The sequence below is a fragment of the Spirillospora sp. NPDC029432 genome, from assembly GCF_040703975.1.
GTDB lineage: Bacteria > Actinomycetota > Actinomycetes > Streptosporangiales > Streptosporangiaceae > Spirillospora.
The window spans coordinates 118,286-136,664 of sequence record NZ_JBEZWH010000011.1 but is presented as its reverse complement, the minus strand read 5'-3'; the positions used below and the strand labels follow the sequence as shown (position 1 = coordinate 136,664).

General features: G+C 74.9%; 13 protein-coding genes. 5 read left to right on the top strand and 8 right to left on the bottom strand.

The window, feature by feature from the left end:
- Positions 1–2: 2 nt before the first annotated feature.
- Positions 3–1,508, top strand: a complete 1,506-nt coding sequence (locus AB0881_RS11920; protein ID WP_366616385.1) for a carboxyl transferase domain-containing protein — start codon at positions 3–5, stop codon at positions 1,506–1,508.
- Here AB0881_RS11920 and AB0881_RS11915 read toward each other — a convergent pair.
- The 4 genes from AB0881_RS11915 to AB0881_RS11900 all read right to left on the bottom strand — a co-directional run bounded on the left by AB0881_RS11915 (position 1,499) and on the right by AB0881_RS11900 (position 6,743).
- Entirely contained in the window at positions 1,499–2,212 is a 714-nt protein-coding gene (locus tag AB0881_RS11915) for a gamma-glutamyl-gamma-aminobutyrate hydrolase family protein (RefSeq protein ID WP_366616384.1), read from the bottom strand. The genes AB0881_RS11920 and AB0881_RS11915 overlap by 10 nt on opposite strands.
- Positions 2,209–3,681: an aldehyde dehydrogenase gene (locus AB0881_RS11910; protein WP_366616382.1), complete on the bottom strand. Its 1,473-nt coding sequence runs from the start codon at positions 3,679–3,681 to the stop codon at positions 2,209–2,211. The genes AB0881_RS11915 and AB0881_RS11910 overlap by 4 nt, the downstream gene beginning before the upstream one ends.
- Before the next feature lie 73 nt (positions 3,682–3,754).
- The gene (locus AB0881_RS11905) at positions 3,755–5,182 is read right to left on the bottom strand and encodes an aldehyde dehydrogenase family protein (RefSeq protein WP_366616381.1); all 1,428 of its coding nucleotides are present in this window, start codon (positions 5,180–5,182) and stop codon (positions 3,755–3,757) included.
- Positions 5,183–5,186: 4 nt separating this feature from the next.
- Positions 5,187–6,743, bottom strand: coding sequence for a PucR family transcriptional regulator (locus tag AB0881_RS11900; RefSeq protein ID WP_366616379.1), 1,557 nt, complete (start codon positions 6,741–6,743; stop codon positions 5,187–5,189).
- 96 nt (positions 6,744–6,839) lie between these two features.
- Here AB0881_RS11900 and gabT point away from each other — a divergent pair, with 96 nt between their 5' ends.
- Both gabT and AB0881_RS11890 read left to right on the top strand, forming a co-directional pair.
- Positions 6,840–8,177: a 4-aminobutyrate--2-oxoglutarate transaminase gene (gene gabT, locus AB0881_RS11895; RefSeq protein ID WP_366616377.1), complete on the top strand. Its 1,338-nt coding sequence runs from the start codon at positions 6,840–6,842 to the stop codon at positions 8,175–8,177.
- A gap of 143 nt (positions 8,178–8,320) precedes the next feature.
- Positions 8,321–11,797 carry an AAA family ATPase gene (locus tag AB0881_RS11890; protein ID WP_366616375.1) on the top strand — a complete coding sequence of 1,159 codons (3,477 nt, stop codon included), beginning with the start codon at positions 8,321–8,323 and terminating at the stop codon, positions 11,795–11,797.
- A gap of 10 nt (positions 11,798–11,807) precedes the next feature.
- Here AB0881_RS11890 and AB0881_RS11885 read toward each other — a convergent pair whose 3' ends face one another.
- The 3 genes from AB0881_RS11885 to AB0881_RS11875 all read right to left on the bottom strand — a co-directional run bounded on the left by AB0881_RS11885 (position 11,808) and on the right by AB0881_RS11875 (position 14,939).
- Positions 11,808–12,806, bottom strand: a complete 999-nt coding sequence (locus AB0881_RS11885; protein WP_366616374.1) for an LLM class flavin-dependent oxidoreductase — start codon at positions 12,804–12,806, stop codon at positions 11,808–11,810.
- A 93-nt stretch (positions 12,807–12,899) separates the two neighbouring features.
- Complete coding sequence (locus AB0881_RS11880; RefSeq protein WP_366616372.1) at positions 12,900–13,208, bottom strand: hypothetical protein; 309 nt, start codon at positions 13,206–13,208, stop codon at positions 12,900–12,902.
- 42 nt (positions 13,209–13,250) lie between these two features.
- Positions 13,251–14,939 carry an ExeM/NucH family extracellular endonuclease gene (locus AB0881_RS11875; RefSeq protein ID WP_366616370.1) on the bottom strand — a complete coding sequence of 563 codons (1,689 nt, stop codon included), beginning with the start codon at positions 14,937–14,939 and terminating at the stop codon, positions 13,251–13,253.
- Between the two features lie 175 nt (positions 14,940–15,114).
- Between AB0881_RS11875 and AB0881_RS11870 the strand changes: the two genes are divergently transcribed.
- Complete coding sequence (locus AB0881_RS11870; RefSeq protein ID WP_366616368.1) at positions 15,115–15,912, top strand: IPT/TIG domain-containing protein; 798 nt, start codon at positions 15,115–15,117, stop codon at positions 15,910–15,912.
- A gap of 21 nt (positions 15,913–15,933) precedes the next feature.
- On the opposite strand, the gene AB0881_RS11865 is transcribed toward AB0881_RS11870, so the two are convergent.
- Positions 15,934–17,403, bottom strand: coding sequence for a hypothetical protein (locus AB0881_RS11865; RefSeq protein ID WP_366616366.1), 1,470 nt, complete (start codon positions 17,401–17,403; stop codon positions 15,934–15,936).
- Positions 17,404–17,650: 247 nt separating this feature from the next.
- On the opposite strand from AB0881_RS11865, the gene AB0881_RS11860 reads away from it, so the two are divergent.
- Complete coding sequence (locus AB0881_RS11860; RefSeq protein ID WP_366616365.1) at positions 17,651–18,355, top strand: hypothetical protein; 705 nt, start codon at positions 17,651–17,653, stop codon at positions 18,353–18,355.
- Positions 18,356–18,379: the final 24 nt, after the last annotated feature.

The following is an 18,379-nucleotide window of genomic DNA, read 5'->3' as shown; positions in this document are numbered from 1 at the left end:
GCATGCCGGGCGGGCGGGCGGGGGCGGAGGAGCTGCTGGGGCGGGTGCTGGACGCGGCCGGCCGCGAGTCCTGGGACGTGCCGCCGCGGCGGGTGGCGGCGCCGGGCTCGGCGTACGAGCGGGAGCTGGCGGCGGCGCGGGAGCGCAGCGGCCGCGACGAGGCGGTGGCGACCGGGGCGGGCCTGCTGCGGGGCCGCCGGGTCGCGTACGTGGTGTCGGAGTTCGGCTTCCTGGCGGGCTCGATCGGCGTGGCGACCGCGGACCGCATCGTGGCGGCGGTGGAACGGGCCACCGCCGAGGGCCTGCCGCTGGTGGCGGCGCCGTCCTCGGGCGGCACGCGCATGCAGGAGGGGACGCTCGCGTTCGCGCAGATGGCCCGCATCACCGCCGCCGTCACCCGGCACCGCGCGGCGGGCCTGCCGTACCTGGTCTACCTGCGGCATCCCACCACGGGCGGCGTGTTCGCGTCGTGGGGCTCGCTGGGGCACGTGACGGCGGCCGAGCCGGGCGCGCTGATCGGCTTCCTGGGGCCCCGCGTCTACGAGGGCCTGTACGGGGAGCCGTTCCCCGAGGGCGTCCAGCGGGCGGAGAACCTGTTCGACAAGGGCCTGGTGGACGCGGTCGTGGGCGTCGACGACCTGGGCGCGGTCGCGGCCGGGGCGCTGGACGTCCTCTGCGCGCGCACCCCGCCCCCGTCACCGCCCCCGCCGCCTCCGCCCGCGGAGCGCCGCGAGCCCGTCCGGCCGCCCGATCAGGGGCCGGCGTGGGACTCGATCGAACGCTCCCGCCGTCCCGACCGTCCCGGCGTGCGCGAACTCCTCCGGTACGGGGCGGCGCGCGTCACGCCGATGTCCGGCACGCAGCAGGGCGAGGCCGACCCCGGCGTCCTGCTCGCCCTGGCCCGCTTCGGGGACGCGCCGTGCGTGGTCGTCGGCCAGGACCGCCGCAGCCAGCGCGAGGGGCATCTCCTCGGCCCGGCGGGCCTGCGGGTCGCGCGACGCGGCATGAGCCTGGCCGCCGAGCTCGGCCTGCCCCTGCTCACGGTCGTCGACACGCCCGGCGCCGTCCTGTCGGCGGAGGCGGAGGAGGGCGGCCTGGCGGGGGAGATCGCCCGCTGCCTCGCCGACCTGATCACCCTGTCCGCGCCGACGCTGTGCCTGCTGATGGGCGAGGGGACGGGCGGCGCGGCGCTGGCGCTGCTGCCCGCCGACCGCGTGCTGGCCGCCCGGCACGCCTGGCTGTCCCCGCTGCCGCCCGAGGGCGCCTCGGTGATCGTCCACCGGACCCCGGACCGGGCGCCGGAGATGGCGGCGGCGCAGGGCGTCCGCTCGGCGGACCTGCTCGGGAACGGCATCGTGGACGCCCTGGTCGACGAGCGCCCCGACGCCGCCGAGGAACCGGAGGCGTTCTGCCGCCGGACCGCGGCGGCGATCGGGGAGGCGCTCACCGCGCTGGCCGCGCTGCCGCCGGCGGAGCGCCTCGCCCGCCGGACGGCCCGCTACCGCTGACGCGCCCCGGCCGCCGTCACCAGGGCCGTGAAGACCGCCTGCTGGGCCGGGTCGGTGGCGGCGGTGTCCTCCGGATGCCACTGGACGCCGAGGAACCAGCCCGCGCCCGCCTGCCCCGTCCCCTCGACGCCCTCGACGCCCTCGATCGTCCCGTCGGCGGCCCGCGCCGTGACCTCCAGGCCGCCGCCGAGGACGTCGATGTCCTGGTGGTGGTAGCAGGACGCGGTGGTCTCGGTCCCGTCCAGGATCTTGGCCAGCAGCGTGCCGGGGGAGACCGCGACCGGGTGGACGAGATGGCGGTGCTCGGCGTCCATGTGCTGGCGGAGGGTGCCGCCGCGCACGACGTTCACGATCTGGAGGCCCCGGCAGACGGCCAGCAGCGGGATCCCGGCGGAAAGGGCGTGCCGGGCGACGGCGAGGTCGAACGCGTCCTGCTCCTCATCCACGTCGTACAGGGCCTCGTGCTCGTCTGCCGCGCCGTAGTGGCGGGGGTGCAGGTCGCCGCCGCCGGGCAGCAGGACGCCGTCGCAGCGCTCCAGCCGCTCCGCGGCGCCGGACGGGTCGGCCGGGTGCATGATGAACGGCTCGCCGCCGCCCCGCCAGACCGCCTCCACCAGCGCCCGCGCCGCGACCTCGGCGGCGTACCGGAGGGCGGAGGCGTTGCTGGAGAAGCGGGCGGGCAGGGCGATGAGCGGCCTGCTCACAGGGTGATCCAGGTGGTCTTGAGGTCGGTGTACTTGTCGAGGGCGTGCAGCGACTTGTCCCGCCCGTGCCCGGACTGCTTCATCCCGCCGAACGGGACGCTCATGTCGCCCTCCTCGTAGCAGTTCACCCAGACGATCCCGGCCCGCAGCGAGCGGGAGATGCGGTGCGCCGCGGACAGGTCGCCCGTCCAGACGGCGGCGGCCAGCCCGTACTCGGTGTCGTTGGCCAGCCGGACCGCCTCGTCGGCGTCGTCGAACTCCAGCACCGACAGCACCGGCCCGAAGATCTCCTCGCGGGCGATCCGCATCCCCGGCTTGACCTGGTCGAACACCGTCGGCCGCAGGAAGAGGCCGTCGCCCGCGCCGCCGGTCCGGAGCCGGGCGCCCTCGGCCCGCCCCGCCTCCACGTACGACAGCACCCGCTCGCGGTGGCGCGCCGAGACCAGCGGGCCCATCTCGGTGGCCGGGTCGAGCGGGTCGCCGACCCGCAGCGTCTCCGCGCGCGCCACGATCCGGTCGAGGACGCGGTCGGTGATCGAGCGGTGCACCAGCAGCCGGGACGGGGCGCTGCACATCTCGCCGGCGTTGAAGAAGATCCCCCACGCGGCGGTGTCGGCGGCGGCGTCCAGGTCGGGCGCGTCGGGCAGGATGATGTTGGGCGACTTGCCGCCCAGCTCCAGCCAGACCCGCTTGAGGTTGGAGCCGGCGGCGTACCGCAGGAAGTGCCGCCCGACCTCGCCGGACCCGGTGAACGCGACGACGTCCACGCCGGGGTGCTCGCCCAGCGCCCGGCCCGCGACCTCGCCCGGCCCGTTCACGACGTTGAACGCCCCGGGCGACAGCCCCGCCTCGGCGGCGAGGGCGGCCAGCCGCAGCGCCGACAGCGGCGACTCCTCGGCGGGCTTGAGGACGACCGTGCAGCCGGTGGCCAGCGCCGGGGCGAACTTCCAGGCGGCCATGGTGAGCGGGAAGTTCCACGGCACCACGGCCGCCACCACTCCGGCCGGCTCCCGCGTGACCAGCGCCAGCGAGCCGGCGTCGGTGCGGGGCGACTCGTCCAGCTGCTTGTCGGCGGCCTCGGCGTACCAGCGCAGGCAGCCGATCACCGCGCGCAGCTCGATGCCGTCCGCCTCGGAGATCGGCTTGCCCATCTCCAGGCTGATGAGCAGCGCCAGCTCTTCCCTGTCACGTTCCACGAGGTCGGCCCAGCGCAGCAGGGCCGCCTTCCGCTCGGCGGGCGGCAGCCGCGGCCACGGCCCGTCGTCGAACGCGCGCCGCGCCGCGCCGACCGCGCGGTCCACGTCCGCCGTGCCGGCGGACGCGACCTGCGCGATGGTGCGGCCGTCGCGCGGCGACACCACGGGCGCCGTCCCCTCGCCGGGGGAGGGCGCGCCGTCGATGTGGTGCTCGGTGCACGGGTCGAGCCGGTCGGCCCGGGCGAGCCATTCCTCGTACGCAACGCCGGTCAAAGGGGGTCTCCTCCTGGGGGCAGAGGGATCAGCGGGATCAGCGGGCTGAGTGGGCTGAGCGGGCTGGGCGGGCTCAGAGGGGAAGGCCGGTGAGGACCATCACCTTCTCCTCGGTGTAGTCGGTCATCGCCGAGTGCAGGCCCTCGCGCCCGACGCCGGAGTCCTTCACGCCGCCGTACGGCATCTGGTCGGCGCGGTACGAGGGCACGTCGCCGATGACGACGCCGCCCACGTCCAGCTCGCGGTGGGCGCGGAACGCGATGTCCAGGTTCCGGGTGAACACGCCCGCCTGGAGGCCGAAGGTGGAGTCGTTCACGACCTCGAACGCCTCGTCCACGCCGTCCACCGGCTGGACGAGCATGACCGGCCCGAAGACCTCCTCGCGCGCGATCTTCGCGTCGGCGGGGACGTCGGCCAGCACGGTCGGCGCGTACGCGGCGCCGTCGCGCGCGCCGCCCGCCAGCACCCGGGCGCCCGCCTCGACGGCCTCCTTCACCCAGGACTCGACGCGCTCGGCGGCGTCCTGGCTGACCAGCGGCCCGACCTGCGTCCGGTCGTCCCACGGGTCGCCGGTGACGAGGCCGTTCACCGCGTCGATCAGCTTGGGCACGAACTCGTCGTACACCGGGCGGTCGACCAGGACGCGCTGCACGGCGATGCAGCTCTGGCCGGCCTGGTAGTTGGAGAACAGCCCGATCCGCGTGGCGGCCCAGTCGAGGTCGGCGTCGGGCAGCACGACCGCGGCGCCGTTGCCGCCCAGCTCCAGCGTGACGTGCTTGCGCGGCGCCTGGTCGCGGATCGCCCAGCCGACCGGGACCGACCCGGTGAACGAGACGATCGGCAGCCGCGGGTCGTCCACCAGCGCGGGCGCGCGGTCGTTGGGCACCGGCAGGACCGAGAACATGCCCGCGGGCAGGTCGGTCTCGGCCAGCAGTTCGCCGAGCAGCAGCGCCGACAGCGGCGTGGCGGGGGCGGGCTTGAGCACGATCGGGGCGCCGACCGCGATCGCCGGGGCGATCTTGTGCGCGGCCAGGTTGAGCGGGAAGTTGAACGGGGAGATGCCGAGCACCGCGCCCTTGGGGACGCGCGTCACGTACGCCATCCGGCCGGCGGCGGCCGGGTCGGTGTCGAGCCGCTGCGTCGTCCCGCTCCAGCGGCGGGCCTCCTCGGCGGCGAACCGGAACGTGGAGACCGCGCGGGTCACCTCGCCGCGCGCCCACAGCAGTGGCTTGCCGTTCTCGCCGGTGATCAGCCGGGCGATCTCCTCGGACCGTTCGGCGAGCCTCCGGGAGACGTGCGCCAGCGCCTCGGCGCGCACGTGCAGCGGCAGCGCGGCGGCCTCCTTGCGCAGCGCGTACGCGGCGGCGACGGCCTCCTCGACCTGATCCGGGGTCGGTACGGCGGCGGTCCCGACGACGCGGCCGTCGTACGGGTGGGCAACGGTCAGTTCCTCGTCACCGGTCGCGGGCCGACCGGCCAGCCAGAATGGGGTCACGTCCATGCGCTCACGCTATCCCCGCGGGCCCGCCGGGAAAGCCTCCAGCGTGTCCAATCGGGGTGTCCCGGTTGGACGCCACGGCGAGCGCGACCCACAATTCGGCACGGACCGCCGGATCGTCCAGGTCGCGATGGAGGAGTTCGGCCGTTTTGCGCATCCGGGCGCGCAGCGTGTGCCGGTGCACGCCCAGCGCCCGCGCCGCCGCCTCGCCCTGCCCGTTCGCCGCGAGGTACGCCCGCAGCGACGCGACGAGCGCGGGGTCCTCGGCGTGCAGCGGCGCCAGCAGCGCCTCGGCGAACCCCTCGGCGAGGTCGTCGCGGAGCAGCCCGAGGAGCCCCTGCCCGGGCAGGTCCTCGTAGCGCATCAGCCCGTACGGGCTGTCGGCCCCCTCCCGCACCCGCCGCGCCGCGGCCAGCGCCCGCCCGGCCTGCTCCAGCGCGCGCGGCAGCGACTCCAGGTCCGCGGCGGGCGCGCTCACCCCGACCGGCCCGCCGGCCCGCGCCAGCGCGCCCACCTGGCCCGCCAGCCGGTCCGGAACGATCACCGCGGTGCAGTCGCCCGCCGGGACCGCCAGGCACCGCTCGCCCGCCGGGTCGGCCTCCAGCGCGTCCAGGACCTCGCCGCCGCACGCCAGCACCCGCAGCGGCGGCTCCGGCGGCGCCGCCCCCGGCGGCCGCAGCCCCAGCAGCACCCCGCCGAGCGCCGCCCGCACCCGCCGCCCGCTGCGCGGGCTCTCCAGTTGCAGGGTCAGCAGCGACACCGCCGCCCCCACGATGGTGTGCGCGGCGGGCGGCAGCGGCTCCTCCGTCCCCACCGCCAGGTAGCCGCGCGGCCTCCCGCCGACCCCGATCGACTGCATCACGACATGCCCGTCGGCCCCGGCCAGCGCGATGCTCACCGGCCCCCGAGCAGGCCCGCCCGGTGCGCCGCCGCCCGCCGGGTCGGCGGTCTCGGCCGGGTGCCGGCCGTCCCGGGCGGGCCGGACGCGGGTGATCTCCCGGGCGAGGTGCTCGGCGTGCCTGCGGGCGCGGGACGGCTCGGCGTGGCGGGCCCCGCCGGCCGGATCGAGGAGGAGGGCCCAGCCGCCCAGCTCGCGGGCCAGCCGGGCGATCAGGGCGCCGGGGCCCTTCAGCGCGGCGCGGGTCAGCTCGCGCTGCGCCTGGAACGAGCGGGTGACGTCCCGGTACTCCTCGGCCGCGAGCAGCCGCGACACCGCCTTGCCGACGGCGATGAACGGGGTCGGCCGCGGCACCTCCAGCAGCGCCAGGCCCTGCGCGCGCGCCGCGGCGAGCAGCTCCGGCGGCACGGACCCGTGGATGACGCCGACCGCGAAGCCCAGCCCGGCGACGCCGCGCTCCACCAGTCGGGTCACGTACGGCCCGGCGTTCTCGGGCGTGAGGCGCATCCCGACCGTGAGGACGAGCTCGCCGCCCTCCAGGAACGGGGTCGGGTCCTCCAGCTCGCTGACCGCGACCCAGCGGACGGGCGCGTCCCGGGGCACCTCGGTCAGCGGGCGCAGGCCGAGGCCCGGGAGCGCGGCGACTCTGCCGAGCGTGGGCGGCATCTCGCGGACCCTCCTGTGCACGGTGTCCAACCGGACGGGCGGGATTCGCCGGTCCGTACGGTTCAGCGTAGGTCAGGACCGGCTTATGTTCGCGCCATGAGCAGCCAGAATCCGCCGCAGGAACGCCGTGTCGTCACCGAGATCCCGGGACCCCGCTCGCGGGCGCTGCAGGAGCGCCGGGCGGCCGCCGTCGCGCCGGGGGTGAGCAGCGTGCTCCCGGTGTACGTGACCGACGCGGGCGGCGGCGTGGTCGTCGACGCCGACGGCAACTCCCTGATCGACTTCGGCTCGGGCATCGCGGTGACCAACGTCGGCAACGCCAACCCGCGCGTCGCCGAGCGGGTGAGGGCGCAGGCGGACCGGTTCACGCACACCTGCTTCATGGTCGCGCCGTACGAGTCGTACGTGGAGGTCTGCGAGTCCCTCAACCGGCTCACCCCGGGCGACCACGAGAAGCGGTCGATCCTGGTCAACAGCGGCGCGGAGGCGGTGGAGAACGCCGTCAAGATCGCCCGGTACGCGACCGGCCGCGACGCGGTCGTGGTGTTCGACCACGGCTACCACGGCCGGACCCTGCTCACCATGACGCTGACCAGCAAGAACATGCCGTACAAGCAGGGCTTCGGGCCGTACGCGCCGGAGGTCTACCGGATGCCGATGGCCTACCCCTTCCGCTGGCCGGGGAGCCGGGAGGACTGCGGGCCGGAGGCGGCGGCGCAGGCGATCGACCAGATCACCAAGCAGATCGGCGCGGCGAACGTGGCGGCCCTGGTGATCGAGCCGATCCAGGGCGAGGGCGGCTTCATCGACCCGGCGCCCGGGTTCCTGCCGGCGCTGGCCGCGTTCTGCCGCGACAACGGGATCGTGTTCGTGGCCGACGAGGTGCAGACGGGCTTCGCGCGGACCGGCGACCTGTTCGCCTGCGAGCACGAGGGCATCGTGCCGGACATCGTCGCCACCGCGAAGGGCATCGCGGGCGGGCTGCCGCTGGCCGCCGTCACCGGCCGCGCCGAGCTGATGGACAAGATCCATGCCGGCGGGCTCGGCGGCACCTACGGCGGCAACCCGGTCGCGTGCCAGGCGGCGCTGGCCGTCCTGGAGGAGATCGAGAACGAGAAGCTCGCCGACCGCGCCCGCGCGATCGGCGACATCATGCTGCCCCGCCTGCGCGCGCTGGCCGACCGCCATCCCGCCGTCGGGGACGTGCGGGGCCGCGGCGCCATGCTCGCGATCGAGCTGGTGGAGCCGGGCACCACCGAGCCGGACGCCGCGCTGACCGCCGAGATCGCGCGCCGCTGCCACGCCGCCGGCCTGCTGGTGCTGACCTGCGGCACGTACGGCAACGTGCTGCGCTTCCTGCCCCCGCTGGTCATCCCCGAGCACCTGCTCAAGGAGGGCCTGGACGTCCTGGAGGAGGCGTTCGCCGCCGGTTAGCCGGGGTGCGTTCCGGCGATCACCTGATATGCCGTAAAGATCACGTTGGCCGGTCCGGGCGGTCCGGCAGCCTCTAGGCTGCTCGGACCGATCGACGGGTGTCGCGGAGATTCTGGTGTTTCGGGGGATCGTGGGGGATCGCATTGGCGTTGCCGGACGAGCTGCGGGTGCTGCTGACCGACGAACCGGTGCTCGACCTGTACTCGCGGCCTCCATGGCGGGTGCCGGACGGGACGGCCGAGGACGTCCGGAGGCGGCTCGAAGAGGTCGTGGGCCGCTGGGACGGCGCGTGCGAGCCCGGCTCCGTCGTGCTGGCCGCGTCCCGGCCGCTCCTCGACCTGCTGTCCGGCGCCGGTGCGCGCGGCGGCGCGTACGGCGACCTGGCCGGCGGGATCCTGCGGCCCTTCCTGTCACCCCGCGCGGCCGTGCCGGACCACCACCTGTCCGAGGCCGTGAGCGTCCCGGAACTGCGCCTGCTGCGGGAGCGGTACGGGCCCGAGAAGGCGTTCGAGATCGTCCGCGATCTGCTGGCGGCGGTCGAGGGGCTGGAGCCGCTGGAGCCGCGCCGGCGGGCGCTGCTGGAGCTGTTCGCCGACCCGCCGCCCGGCATCGGGGACGCGCGCGGCCGCGCCTGGCGGGACGGGTGGGCGGCGCATGCCGGGGACGGCGTCCTGGCGGTGCTGCCCGAGGCGGCGGGGTACACCGGCTACCTGGAGTGGATCTGCGGCGGGCTGTTCGCCGTGCACGGGAGGCTGTGCGCCGCCTCCTCCACCACCTGGGACGAGCCGTACCTGCTGCGCGACCTCCTGCTCGCGGCCAAGCTCGCCGCCGTGCCGAACGCCCTGCTCGCGGCGCTGCCGTCCGAGCGGTTCGGCACCCTGATCGACGACGTCGCCTCGGGCTCCCCCGTGCCCGCCGGAGCCCAGTGGGCGGCCCGGACCCGGGCGTGGCTGCGGCGGCTCCTCTGGGCGGGCGAGGCCGGGGCCTGCCGCGCCTGGATCGACCTCGCGGTCCGGTTCGCCGCCGCCACGACCGCCGCGACCGCCGCCACCGCGGACACCGTGCGGAAGGGAGCGCCCCTGGGGCTCCACGCGACCCCCTACCTCGACCTCCTCCGCGACTTCCAGACGGACCTGCGGGAGATCTGGGGCCCGTACCGCTCGGCGCCGCCCAACCCGATCGCCGCCGGCGATGGACCTGCGGGCACCGCCAGCGCGGGAGGCGGCGCCGGCACCGCTCCAGCGGCCGAAGAGCAGGCGGACGACAGGACCATCGACCAGCCGGAGCTGGCGGCGGCCATCCAGGACGTGGCCGACGGGTCCGGCCCCGTCCGGCTGCTGATCGCCGGGCCGGACGGCACCGGCAAGCGCCGGGCGGCCAAGCGGATGAACGAGCTGGTCACCGCGCGGCCGGGGTCCGTGCGGGAGGCGCCGTTCTGGCTGGCGGCCGACTACCTCAACGGCATGAACATCTTCTCCGCCACCACCTACCTGGCCGACGTCGCGCGGGAGAGCGCCGGCCAGCGGGTGCTGATCATCGACGGCCTGGACGCCGCCGCCCGCGAGCCGTTCAACGGCGAGGCGGTGGTCGAGGAGCTGCACCGCTCGATCGACCTGTTCCCCGACCTGAACATCATCGCGCTCTGCGAGACCGGCGGCGACGAGCGGATCCGGGAGATCAACCCGGCGCTGGCGCTGCGGTTCACGGTGGTGCGGTCCCGCCCGTTCACCGCGGCGGGGTACCGGGAGCTGTTCGACAAGGCGGTCCGGCGGTCCGGCGCCTCGGCCACCCGGCCCGCGCTGGACGCGGCGGCCGAGCTGCTGCTGCGCACCAGGCCGGTGCGCAACATGCGCAACGCCCGGCTGGCGAACCGGCTCGCCGGGACGGTCGTCGAGAGCGCCCGCCGCCGCACCCCCGGCGGCGCGGCACCGGTGGTGCGGCGGGGGGACATCCCGGCGAGCCTCGACGTCACCGGCGCCACCGGGGACCCGCTGGCCGAGCTGGCCTCCCTGACCGGCCTCGCCGCCGTCAAGCGGCAGGTCGAGCTGGTCCTGGCCGAGGCGCGGGCGGCCGAGACGCGCGCCGCCGCCGGGCTGACCGTCACCCCGCCGACCCGGCACATGGTGCTGACCGGCGGCCCCGGCACCGGTAAGACCGAGGTGGCGCGGCTGCTGGCGCGCGTGTTCGCCGACCTGGGCCTGCTGTCGTCGGGGCACGTGGTGGAGGTGACCCCCACCGACCTGGTCGGCCAGAACTACGGCCAGCCGCGCCAGGTGATCGAACGGGCGATCGGCGGCGCGCTGCTGATCGACGAGGCGTACGTGCTCGGCCGGGGAGATTCCAACTCGATGGCGGACGCGGTCGCCACGCTGGTCAAGCTGATGGAGGACCACGGCGACGACCTCGTGGTGTTCGCGGCGGGCTACCAGCGGGAGATGCAGGACTTCCTGTCCGCCAACCCCGGGCTGGCCTCCCGGTTCCCCGTCACGCTGCACTTCCCGGACTACACCGACGAGGACCTGGTGGAGATCTTCGTCGGGCAGGCGGCGAAGGCGGGGCTGCGGCTGGGCGACGGCGCCCGCGAGAAGGTCGCCGACCTGCTGCGCCGGGCGCCCCGGGGCAAGTCGTTCGGCAACGCCCGGGTCATGCGGAACCTGTGCCAGCGGGCGCTCCCCCTCCAGGCCGACCGGGTGCTGAACGCCGGGGGCGGCGAGAAGGACCTGGCGATCCTGCTGCCCGAGGACATCCCCGACTCCCTCAGCGGCGCGACCCGGACGGTCGCCGACGGCGACCCGTTCGCCGAGCTGGCGGCCATGGTCGGGCTCGACGAGGTCAAGGCCGAGGTCCGCGCCCTGATGGCCGAGGCGCGGGTGCTGGAGGCGCGCCGGGTGGCGGGGCAGCGGGTGCCCATGCCGACCCGGCACATGGTGTTCTCCGGCAACCCCGGAACCGCCAAGACGACCGTGGCCCGACTGATCGCGCGCATCTACGCCAGGCTGGAGCTGCTGTCGTCCGGGCACCTGGTGGAGGTCACGCGGGCCGACCTCGTCGGCGAGTACCTCGGCCACACCGCGCCGAAGGTCCACCGGGTCGTGGAGCAGGCGATGGGCGGCGTCCTGTTCATCGACGAGGCGTACGCGCTGCACCAGGACCGCTTCGGGGCGGAGGCCGTCGCGGCGCTGGTCAAGCTGATGGAGGACAACCGCACCGACCTGATCGTCATCGCGGCCGGATACGAGGACGAGATGACGCGGTTCCTGGACGCCAACTCGGGCCTGCGCTCCCGCTTCGCCAAGCACCTGCGCTTCCGCGACTACAGCGACAAGGAGCTCGTCGGCATCTTCGAGCACGCCGCGTCGGTGGACGGGTTCGCGCTCGCCGACGGGGTGACCGGCGCGCTGTTCGACCTGCTGCGCCGGGCCGGGCGCGGCCCCGCGTTCGGGAACGGCAGGTTCATGCGGAACCTGCTGGACGCGACGATCAGCGCGCAGGCCCAGCGGCTCGCCACCGGCGAGCGGCCCGGTACCGAGGACGTCGTCACGCTGCTGGTCGAGGACCTCCCCGAGCCCGAGCGGGCCGACGGCGGCGGCCGGGCCGGCGCCGTCGGCAACTACCTGTGAGCCGGCCCGGCTAGACGGCCGCCCCGGCGGGCTCGAGGTCGTAGAGGCCGGCGAGCAGGTCGTACGAGCGCAGCCGGTCCGCGTGCTCGTACACCGAGGTCACCACCATGACCTCGTCGGCCGCGGTCTCCTCCAGCAGCGCGTCCATCTGCTTGCGGACGGTCTCGGGCCCGCCCATGACCTGCCCCGCCAGCCGCGACTGGACGATCTCCCGCTCGACCTGGGTGTACGGGTACGCGGCCGTCTCCTCCGGGCTCGGCAGCGGGCCCGGACGGCCCTGCCGCAGCCGCAGGAACGACAGCGCGTTCGGGGCGGCCAGCTCCCGCGCCCGCTCGTCGGTGTCGGCCGCCGTGACCGACACCGCGATCATCGCGTGCGGCCGCTCCAGCTCGGCGGACGGCCGGAACGACTCGCGGTAGAGCTTGAGCGCCGGGAGGGTGTTCTCGGCGGAGAAGTGGTGCGCGAACGCGAACGGCAGCCCGAGCAGCCCGGACAGGCGGGCGCTGTAGCCGCTGGAGCCCAGCAGCCAGACGGGCGGCTCGTTCCCGGCGGCCGGGGTGACCGTGCTGTGCTCGCCGAAGTAGGCGCGCAGCTCGTGCACCTGCTCGGGGAAGTCGTCCACCGACAGCGCGTCCGGCGAGCGCCGCAGCGCCCGCGCCGTCTTCGCGTCGGTGCCGGGCGCCCGGCCGAGGCCGAGGTCGATCCGCCCCGGGTAGAGCGCCTCCAGCGTCCCGAACTGCTCGGCCACCACCATCGGCGCGTGGTTGGGCAGCATGATCCCGCCCGAGCCGACCCGGATCCGCTCGGTCGCCGCGGCGACCTGGCCGATGAGCACGGCGGTCGCGGAGCTGGCGATGCCCGGCATCGTGTGGTGCTCGGCCAGCCAGTAGCGGTGGAAGCCGAGCGCCTCGGTATGCCGGGCCAGGTCCAGGGTGTTGCGCAGGGCCTGGGCGGAGGTGGATCCGCTCACCACGGGGGACAGGTCGAGAACCGAGAAGGGGACGCTCATGATCCGTGCAACCCCGCGACCGGCGCGCGTCTTCCCGCCGCGGCCCGCGTGTGGCTCAGCGCACCACCCCGGCGTCCCCGGCCCACGCGCGGCTCAGCCCGTGACCAGCCGGACGATGCCGTACACCAGCAGCGCCACCGCCAGGCCCACGATCGGCCCGGCCGAGACGCACACCCACGACCAGATCACCCGCGTGCGGGCGCCGGCCGGGTCGCGCTCGAAGCGCCCCTCGGCCCAGGTGTAGAGCAGCGCGGCCATGATGAGCGCCGGGAAGAACACCACCATGGCGTACAGCCCGAGCAGGAACGCGACGATCTGCCCGCCGAGCGTGTAGGTGCCGTCCGGCCCGATCCCCGGCGCCCGCCGGGGCTCGAACGCGGTGGGGATGACGGGAATGGTCATGGCGTCCTCCGGGTCGTTCAGTTGTGACCCGGATCATATGCCTCACCGCAGCCGCAGGCCCACCAGAACCGGATCATGGTCGGACGACCGGTACGCGTCGGGCCGGTAGAGCCCGGCCGGGTTGTACTCGGTGTTGTAGTCCAGGATCAGCGGCTCGTCGGCGTTGATGTGCCAGATGGTCGCGCCGGTGATCCGCCGCGCCAGCTCGCGCCCGGCCAGCAGGTGGTCGAGCTCGCCCGACTGGCCGTCGAAGACGTACGAGTAGCGCTGCGCGGGCCGCACGTACCGCTCGGTCTGCGAGGCCAGCCCGGCGGCGGCGAGCACCTTCACCGGGTCCTCGGCGGAGTAGGCGTTGAGGTCGCCGAGCACCATCGGCTGCCGCTCGCCCGCGGCGAGCCCGGCGATCGCCCGCGCCTGGCCGACGCGGCGCGCGTTGAAGCAGCCCTGCCCGTCGCCCTGGTCCCGGTCGGGCCCGGTCGCGCCGTCGCAGCCCTTGGACTTGAAGTGGTTGACGATCATGGTGAACGGGGCGCCGGTGCGGCCCTGGAACGCCTGCACCAGCGGCGGCCGGTCGAAGACCGGGTCGTCCGAGGAGCGGGCCGCGCCCACCGGCCGCAGCTTCGCGCTCTTGTAGATCAGCGACACGTGGATCTCGTCGGTCCCCGGGTTCGGGTGCCGGATCCAGGAGTACGTGCCCGCGCCCGCGGCCGCGTTCAGCCGGTCGACCAGCGCCTTGATCGCGGTGTCGCCGTTGTTCTCGACCTCCATCAGGCCGACCGCGTCGGCGTCGAGGCCCCTGAGCGCCGCGACGAGCTTGGCGAGCTGCCGCTCCTGCTCCCCGGCGGTGTCCGCGCCGCGCCGGTCGAGCGTGGTGAACCAGTTGAGCGTGTTGAAGCTCGCCACCTTCACATCGCCGCCGACCCGCGCGGGACGCGGCGGGCGCGGGTTGGTGCGGGCGAAGCGCGGCGTGCGGGTCGGCTGCAGCCGGTGGCTTCCGAACCCCTCGCTCAGCACGCCCGTGACCCCGGCCGCGGAGTCGCCGACGCGCACCGCCCGCGGGGTCGTGAACGGCACGTCGTCCGGGTTCTGCACGGTCGAGCCGTCGTCGATCAGCAGCCGGCGCCGGTCGTTCTCCTCCTGCGTCGACCCGTGGCCGCCGGTCGGCTGGAAGAGCCGCCCGCCCGCCGACACCGTCAGCTCCCCGTACCGCCCGAGCTGGTACGTCTCCGTCGCCGTCAGCCGCTGGCCGTACCGCAGCAGCATGCCCTCGCGGGCCTCGCGCTCCGCGCCGTCCATCGGCAGCCGTGCGGCCTGCGCCCGGACGTTCCCGCCGCCGCACACGTCGACGGCGGTGACCGGCGACAGTTCCGTCAGCCCGCCGAACTCGACGGCCCGGCCGGTGACCAGGACCCGGTCGCCGGGGGAGACCGCCCGGGTGGAGTAGACGAACAGGCCGTCCGAGGTGCGCGGATCGGCGTCCGGCGTCGGGTCCTGGACGAAGAAGCCCTTCAGCTCGCCGGCCGCCTGGAAGTCGCCGGTGACGACGCCTTCCACGCGCACGGTCTGCCCGTTGAGAGGCGTCGCGGCGCCCGTTCCCTGCACCTGGGCGATCTCGTGCGTGGCGGGCGTCCCGCAGGCGGCGGTGCCGGGTTCCGGCTCCGCCCGGGCCGCCCCGGTGCCGGCCATGGTGACGGCCAGGACGGTGGAGAGTGCTGCTGCTGTACGGCGCATGGGCCGGAGGCTAAGCCGGGCGTATCGCCCATCAGCCACCTATTCGTGAAGACTCCACCGATTCGTAATGAACACCCGGAGCGGGGCGCGCCGGGGAAACGCCGCCGGCGGCCGGGGCGATGAACAGGATGACCTTGCCGCGGGGAGAGGTCGGTCGAGAGGCGGGGGCGCGCTGGTGGGGGACGAATCGTCGGTCGGCACCCGGTACGCGCGGACGCGCGACATCGTCCTCATGGCTGCGTTCCTGCTGCTGCTCACCGCGGCCCTCCTGACGCTGCTCGTGCAGGCGTGGCCGCCCGCGCCGCAGATCGCCCCGGACGGGCGGCCGGAGGCGCCGGCGAAGTCGGTCGCCCTGCGGCTGTTCGGCTGGCGGCCGGTGATCGGCCGGGAGGCGAGCTTCTTCGTCATCGTGATGGCGGCGGGCGCACTCGGCGCCGTCGTCCACGCGCTGCGCTCGCTGTACTGGTACGTGGGCAACCGCTCGCTGCGCCGCAGCTGGCTGATGATGTACCTGCTGCTCCCGGTCACCGGCGCCCTGTTCGGGCTGATCGTCTACCTCGTCCTGCGCGGCGGGCTGACCTCGCCGGCCGGCGGGTTCACCGAGGTCAACCCGTACGGGATGGCGGCGATCGCCGCGCTGGTCGGGCTGTTCTCGCAGGAGACCGCCGAGAAGCTGCGCGCGGTGTTCCAGACGCTGCTCTCGCCCGCCAAGGCCGGCCGCGACCAGGCGCTGCCGCCGCGGGTCCACGCGGTCGAGCCGGCCGGAGCGCCGGTCGGCAGCGTCGTCATCGTGCGCGGCGTGGGGCTCGGCTCGGCGTCGGCCGTGCGGTTCGGCGCGGCCGAGGCGGCGGTCACCGACGTCACCGACACCCGGTTGCAGACGACCGTCCCGCCGGGCGCGTCCACCGGCCGGCTCGTCGTCACCACGCCCGCCGGGTCGGCCACCAGCCCGGCCGACTTCACCGTCGCCTGAGGCCGTGTCCGCCGGGCCGGGTCAGGCCGGGTCGGGCCAGTGGTCGTGCCACTGCTCGTACGCCGCGCCCGGCAGGAACGTGGGCAGCGACCGGGGATCGGCCGTGTTGAGGACGGCGGGCCGGTCGCCGGCGTGCGAGGCCGCGAACACGGCCGACTCGCTGTAGGTGTCGCGCTCCGGGCTGATCGGCCCCGCCACCAGGCAGGTGAAGCGGTCGCCCGCCAGGTCCTCGTCCGGGATCGCGTTGCTGATCACCAGGCTGTTGGAGACGGTGACCCAGCTGCCCAGGGCGGCGATCTGCCGTTCGGCGCCCTGCTGCTCCCAGCGGTACCGCAGGATCGGCTTGGAGAAGATCGGGACGAGCAGGTGCGACACGCCGCAGGCCAGCAGCTCGCGCTCCCAGCCGACGGACCGGCCGAGGTCCTCGCAGATCAGCACGGCCAGCCGGCCGAGTGCGGTGTCGAGCACGCCGACCCGGGTGCCGGGGGCGATGTACTCGTCGGCCGTGCCGCTCGCGGGCGCGCCGGGCAGCCGCCACAGCGCCATCTGCCCGGCGGTGAGGGTGAAGCCGGAGAGCTTGTCCTGGACGAGCAGTTCCTCGCCCGTCCAGCGGTCCAGCAGCACGGCCCGGTTGGGCGGCGGGTCGTCCGGGCCGAGCGGGCCGCTGCCGAGCAGGATGAACCGCAGCGGGTGGCGGTGCCGGTCGCGCCCGGCGGTGTCGAACGCGACCTCCTTCCAGTGCTCGAGGAGGGAGTCCGACAGCGCGATCTCGGGCATCACCGCGACCTGCGCGCCGGCCTCGTCCAGCCGCCGGATGACCGACCGCACGCGGGTGTGCATCTTGGACGAGTCGCGCGGGCACAGCCGGTAGACGGTCATGCCGTTCCGCGTCTCGAACTCGATCTCGATGTCGTCGAAGTTCTCCAGCATCGGCGCGCAGCCGACGCGCACCGGCTCGTCCCGGCTGAAGTGGGGGTCGTGGACGGACGGCAGCACGCGGTGCTCGACGCGGTCCCACTCCTCCGGCGGGACGCGGTGCACGCCGAAGAACTCGGCCTTGGTCCGGCGGCCGAGCGGCCGGCCGGGGAACGCGCAGCGCGGCAGCAGCGCCCCCTCGCTCTCGTCGCCGTTGAACCGGCCCTCGGTGAGGTACTGGATGAGGACGCCGCTCATGGCGGGGACGTTGTGGTACGGCCCGTACGGGTTGGCGTGCGCGAGGGCGGCGTCGAGCCCGAGCAGGATCGTGAACCGGCCGCGGTCGCCGTCCGCGGCGATGATCTCCTCGGTCATGTCGGGGTCGAGCACGCCGAGGGCCAGCACGATCTCGGAGATCTCCGCGGCGCGGCGGCGCACCCGCGCGTCGTCGTTCCACATCGTCGCGGTCCAGCTCTGGAAGACGTGGTCCGGGAGCGCGTCGTACAGGCGGATGAAGAGATCAGCCGGCTCGGCCGGGTGGGCCGCTTGGGCAAGAGCCGCCAACTGATCGGTCATAGATGTTCCCCCAGGGGGTTGACAGGGCCGGTTACGGGTAGTCGATCGATGCTAACTCTCGCGAGTTCGCGTCTTCAGTGGCATCAGATACAGATTCGGCCACGGATGTTGGAGATCCTGGGTACCGGAACGGTCACGGGCCGCTCCGGTACGGCCCGAAATCGGACGAAGCTGTCACTTGACATTCACTTGGCATGGGCGCACTCTGGAGGGGTCCGCCCTTCCTCGACGACCATGGGGTGAGCCGGTGAACGCGAGGGCAGAGACGCAGGCGAGGATGCCGCAGCTCGGCCGCGACCGCAGGAGCGAGGCGCGGCGGCTGATCGACGCGATGGAACACGCCAAGGAGCTGACCGAGGGGCACTTCAGCGCGCTCGGGATGCTCATCACCGATGCCTCCCTCAACGCCGACGAGCCCGCCCTCACCGAGGTGAAGGACGGGCTCCAGTGGTTGCACCGCAACTACCTCGACACCCGTTCCCTGGACGGCGACCAGCGCGAGCAGCGCGGCCGGCTCCTCGGCCTGATCGACTGTGCGCACTGGGCCCTGCAGCGCCTGCCCTCCGGACTCCAGCTCTCCCTCCAGCCGGGCGGCCACGCGGCGCGCTTCCTGGCCGCCGTGGCCCGCCGCCAAGGGCTGTCCAACCAGCAGCTCGCGGCCGAGCTCGGCACCGACGAGACCGAGATCAGCCGGGTCGGCCGCCGGCTGCTGTCGGCGGGCGTGGTGTGGAAGCGCAAGGAGTGGCGCCACAACGCGTGGGACATCACCCCCCGTGGCCTCCAGTACGCCGAGAGCGCCGGCCTGCTGGACGAGCCACACGAGCCACAGGAGAGCGCGGATCCCGTCCCGGCGCGCTCGCGCGGCGCCGACCTCGTGGACGACGCCCCCCGCCGCCCGGAGGACCTGGACGGCCCCCGCCGCACCGGAGAGCGCGGCCGCTCCCAGACCTGAAGCACACCGTCCGGGCCCCGGCAG

Bases quoted from the DNA above. Each gene is read 5' to 3' on its own strand.
- AB0881_RS11920 (WP_366616385.1), top strand. From the start codon at position 3: ATGCCGGGCGGGCGGGCGGGGGCGGAGGAGCTGCTGGGGCGGGTGCTG.
- gabT (WP_366616377.1), top strand. From the start codon at position 6,840: ATGAGCAGCCAGAATCCGCCGCAGGAACGCCGTGTCGTCACCGAGATC.
- AB0881_RS11885 (WP_366616374.1), bottom strand. From the start codon at position 12,806: ATGAGCGTCCCCTTCTCGGTTCTCGACCTGTCCCCCGTGGTGAGCGGA.
- AB0881_RS11875 (WP_366616370.1), bottom strand. From the start codon at position 14,939: ATGCGCCGTACAGCAGCAGCACTCTCCACCGTCCTGGCCGTCACCATG.
- AB0881_RS11905 (WP_366616381.1), bottom strand. From the start codon at position 5,182: ATGGACGTGACCCCATTCTGGCTGGCCGGTCGGCCCGCGACCGGTGAC.
- AB0881_RS11900 (WP_366616379.1), bottom strand. From the start codon at position 6,743: ATGCCGCCCACGCTCGGCAGAGTCGCCGCGCTCCCGGGCCTCGGCCTG.
- AB0881_RS11865 (WP_366616366.1), bottom strand. From the start codon at position 17,403: ATGACCGATCAGTTGGCGGCTCTTGCCCAAGCGGCCCACCCGGCCGAG.
- AB0881_RS11880 (WP_366616372.1), bottom strand. From the start codon at position 13,208: ATGACCATTCCCGTCATCCCCACCGCGTTCGAGCCCCGGCGGGCGCCG.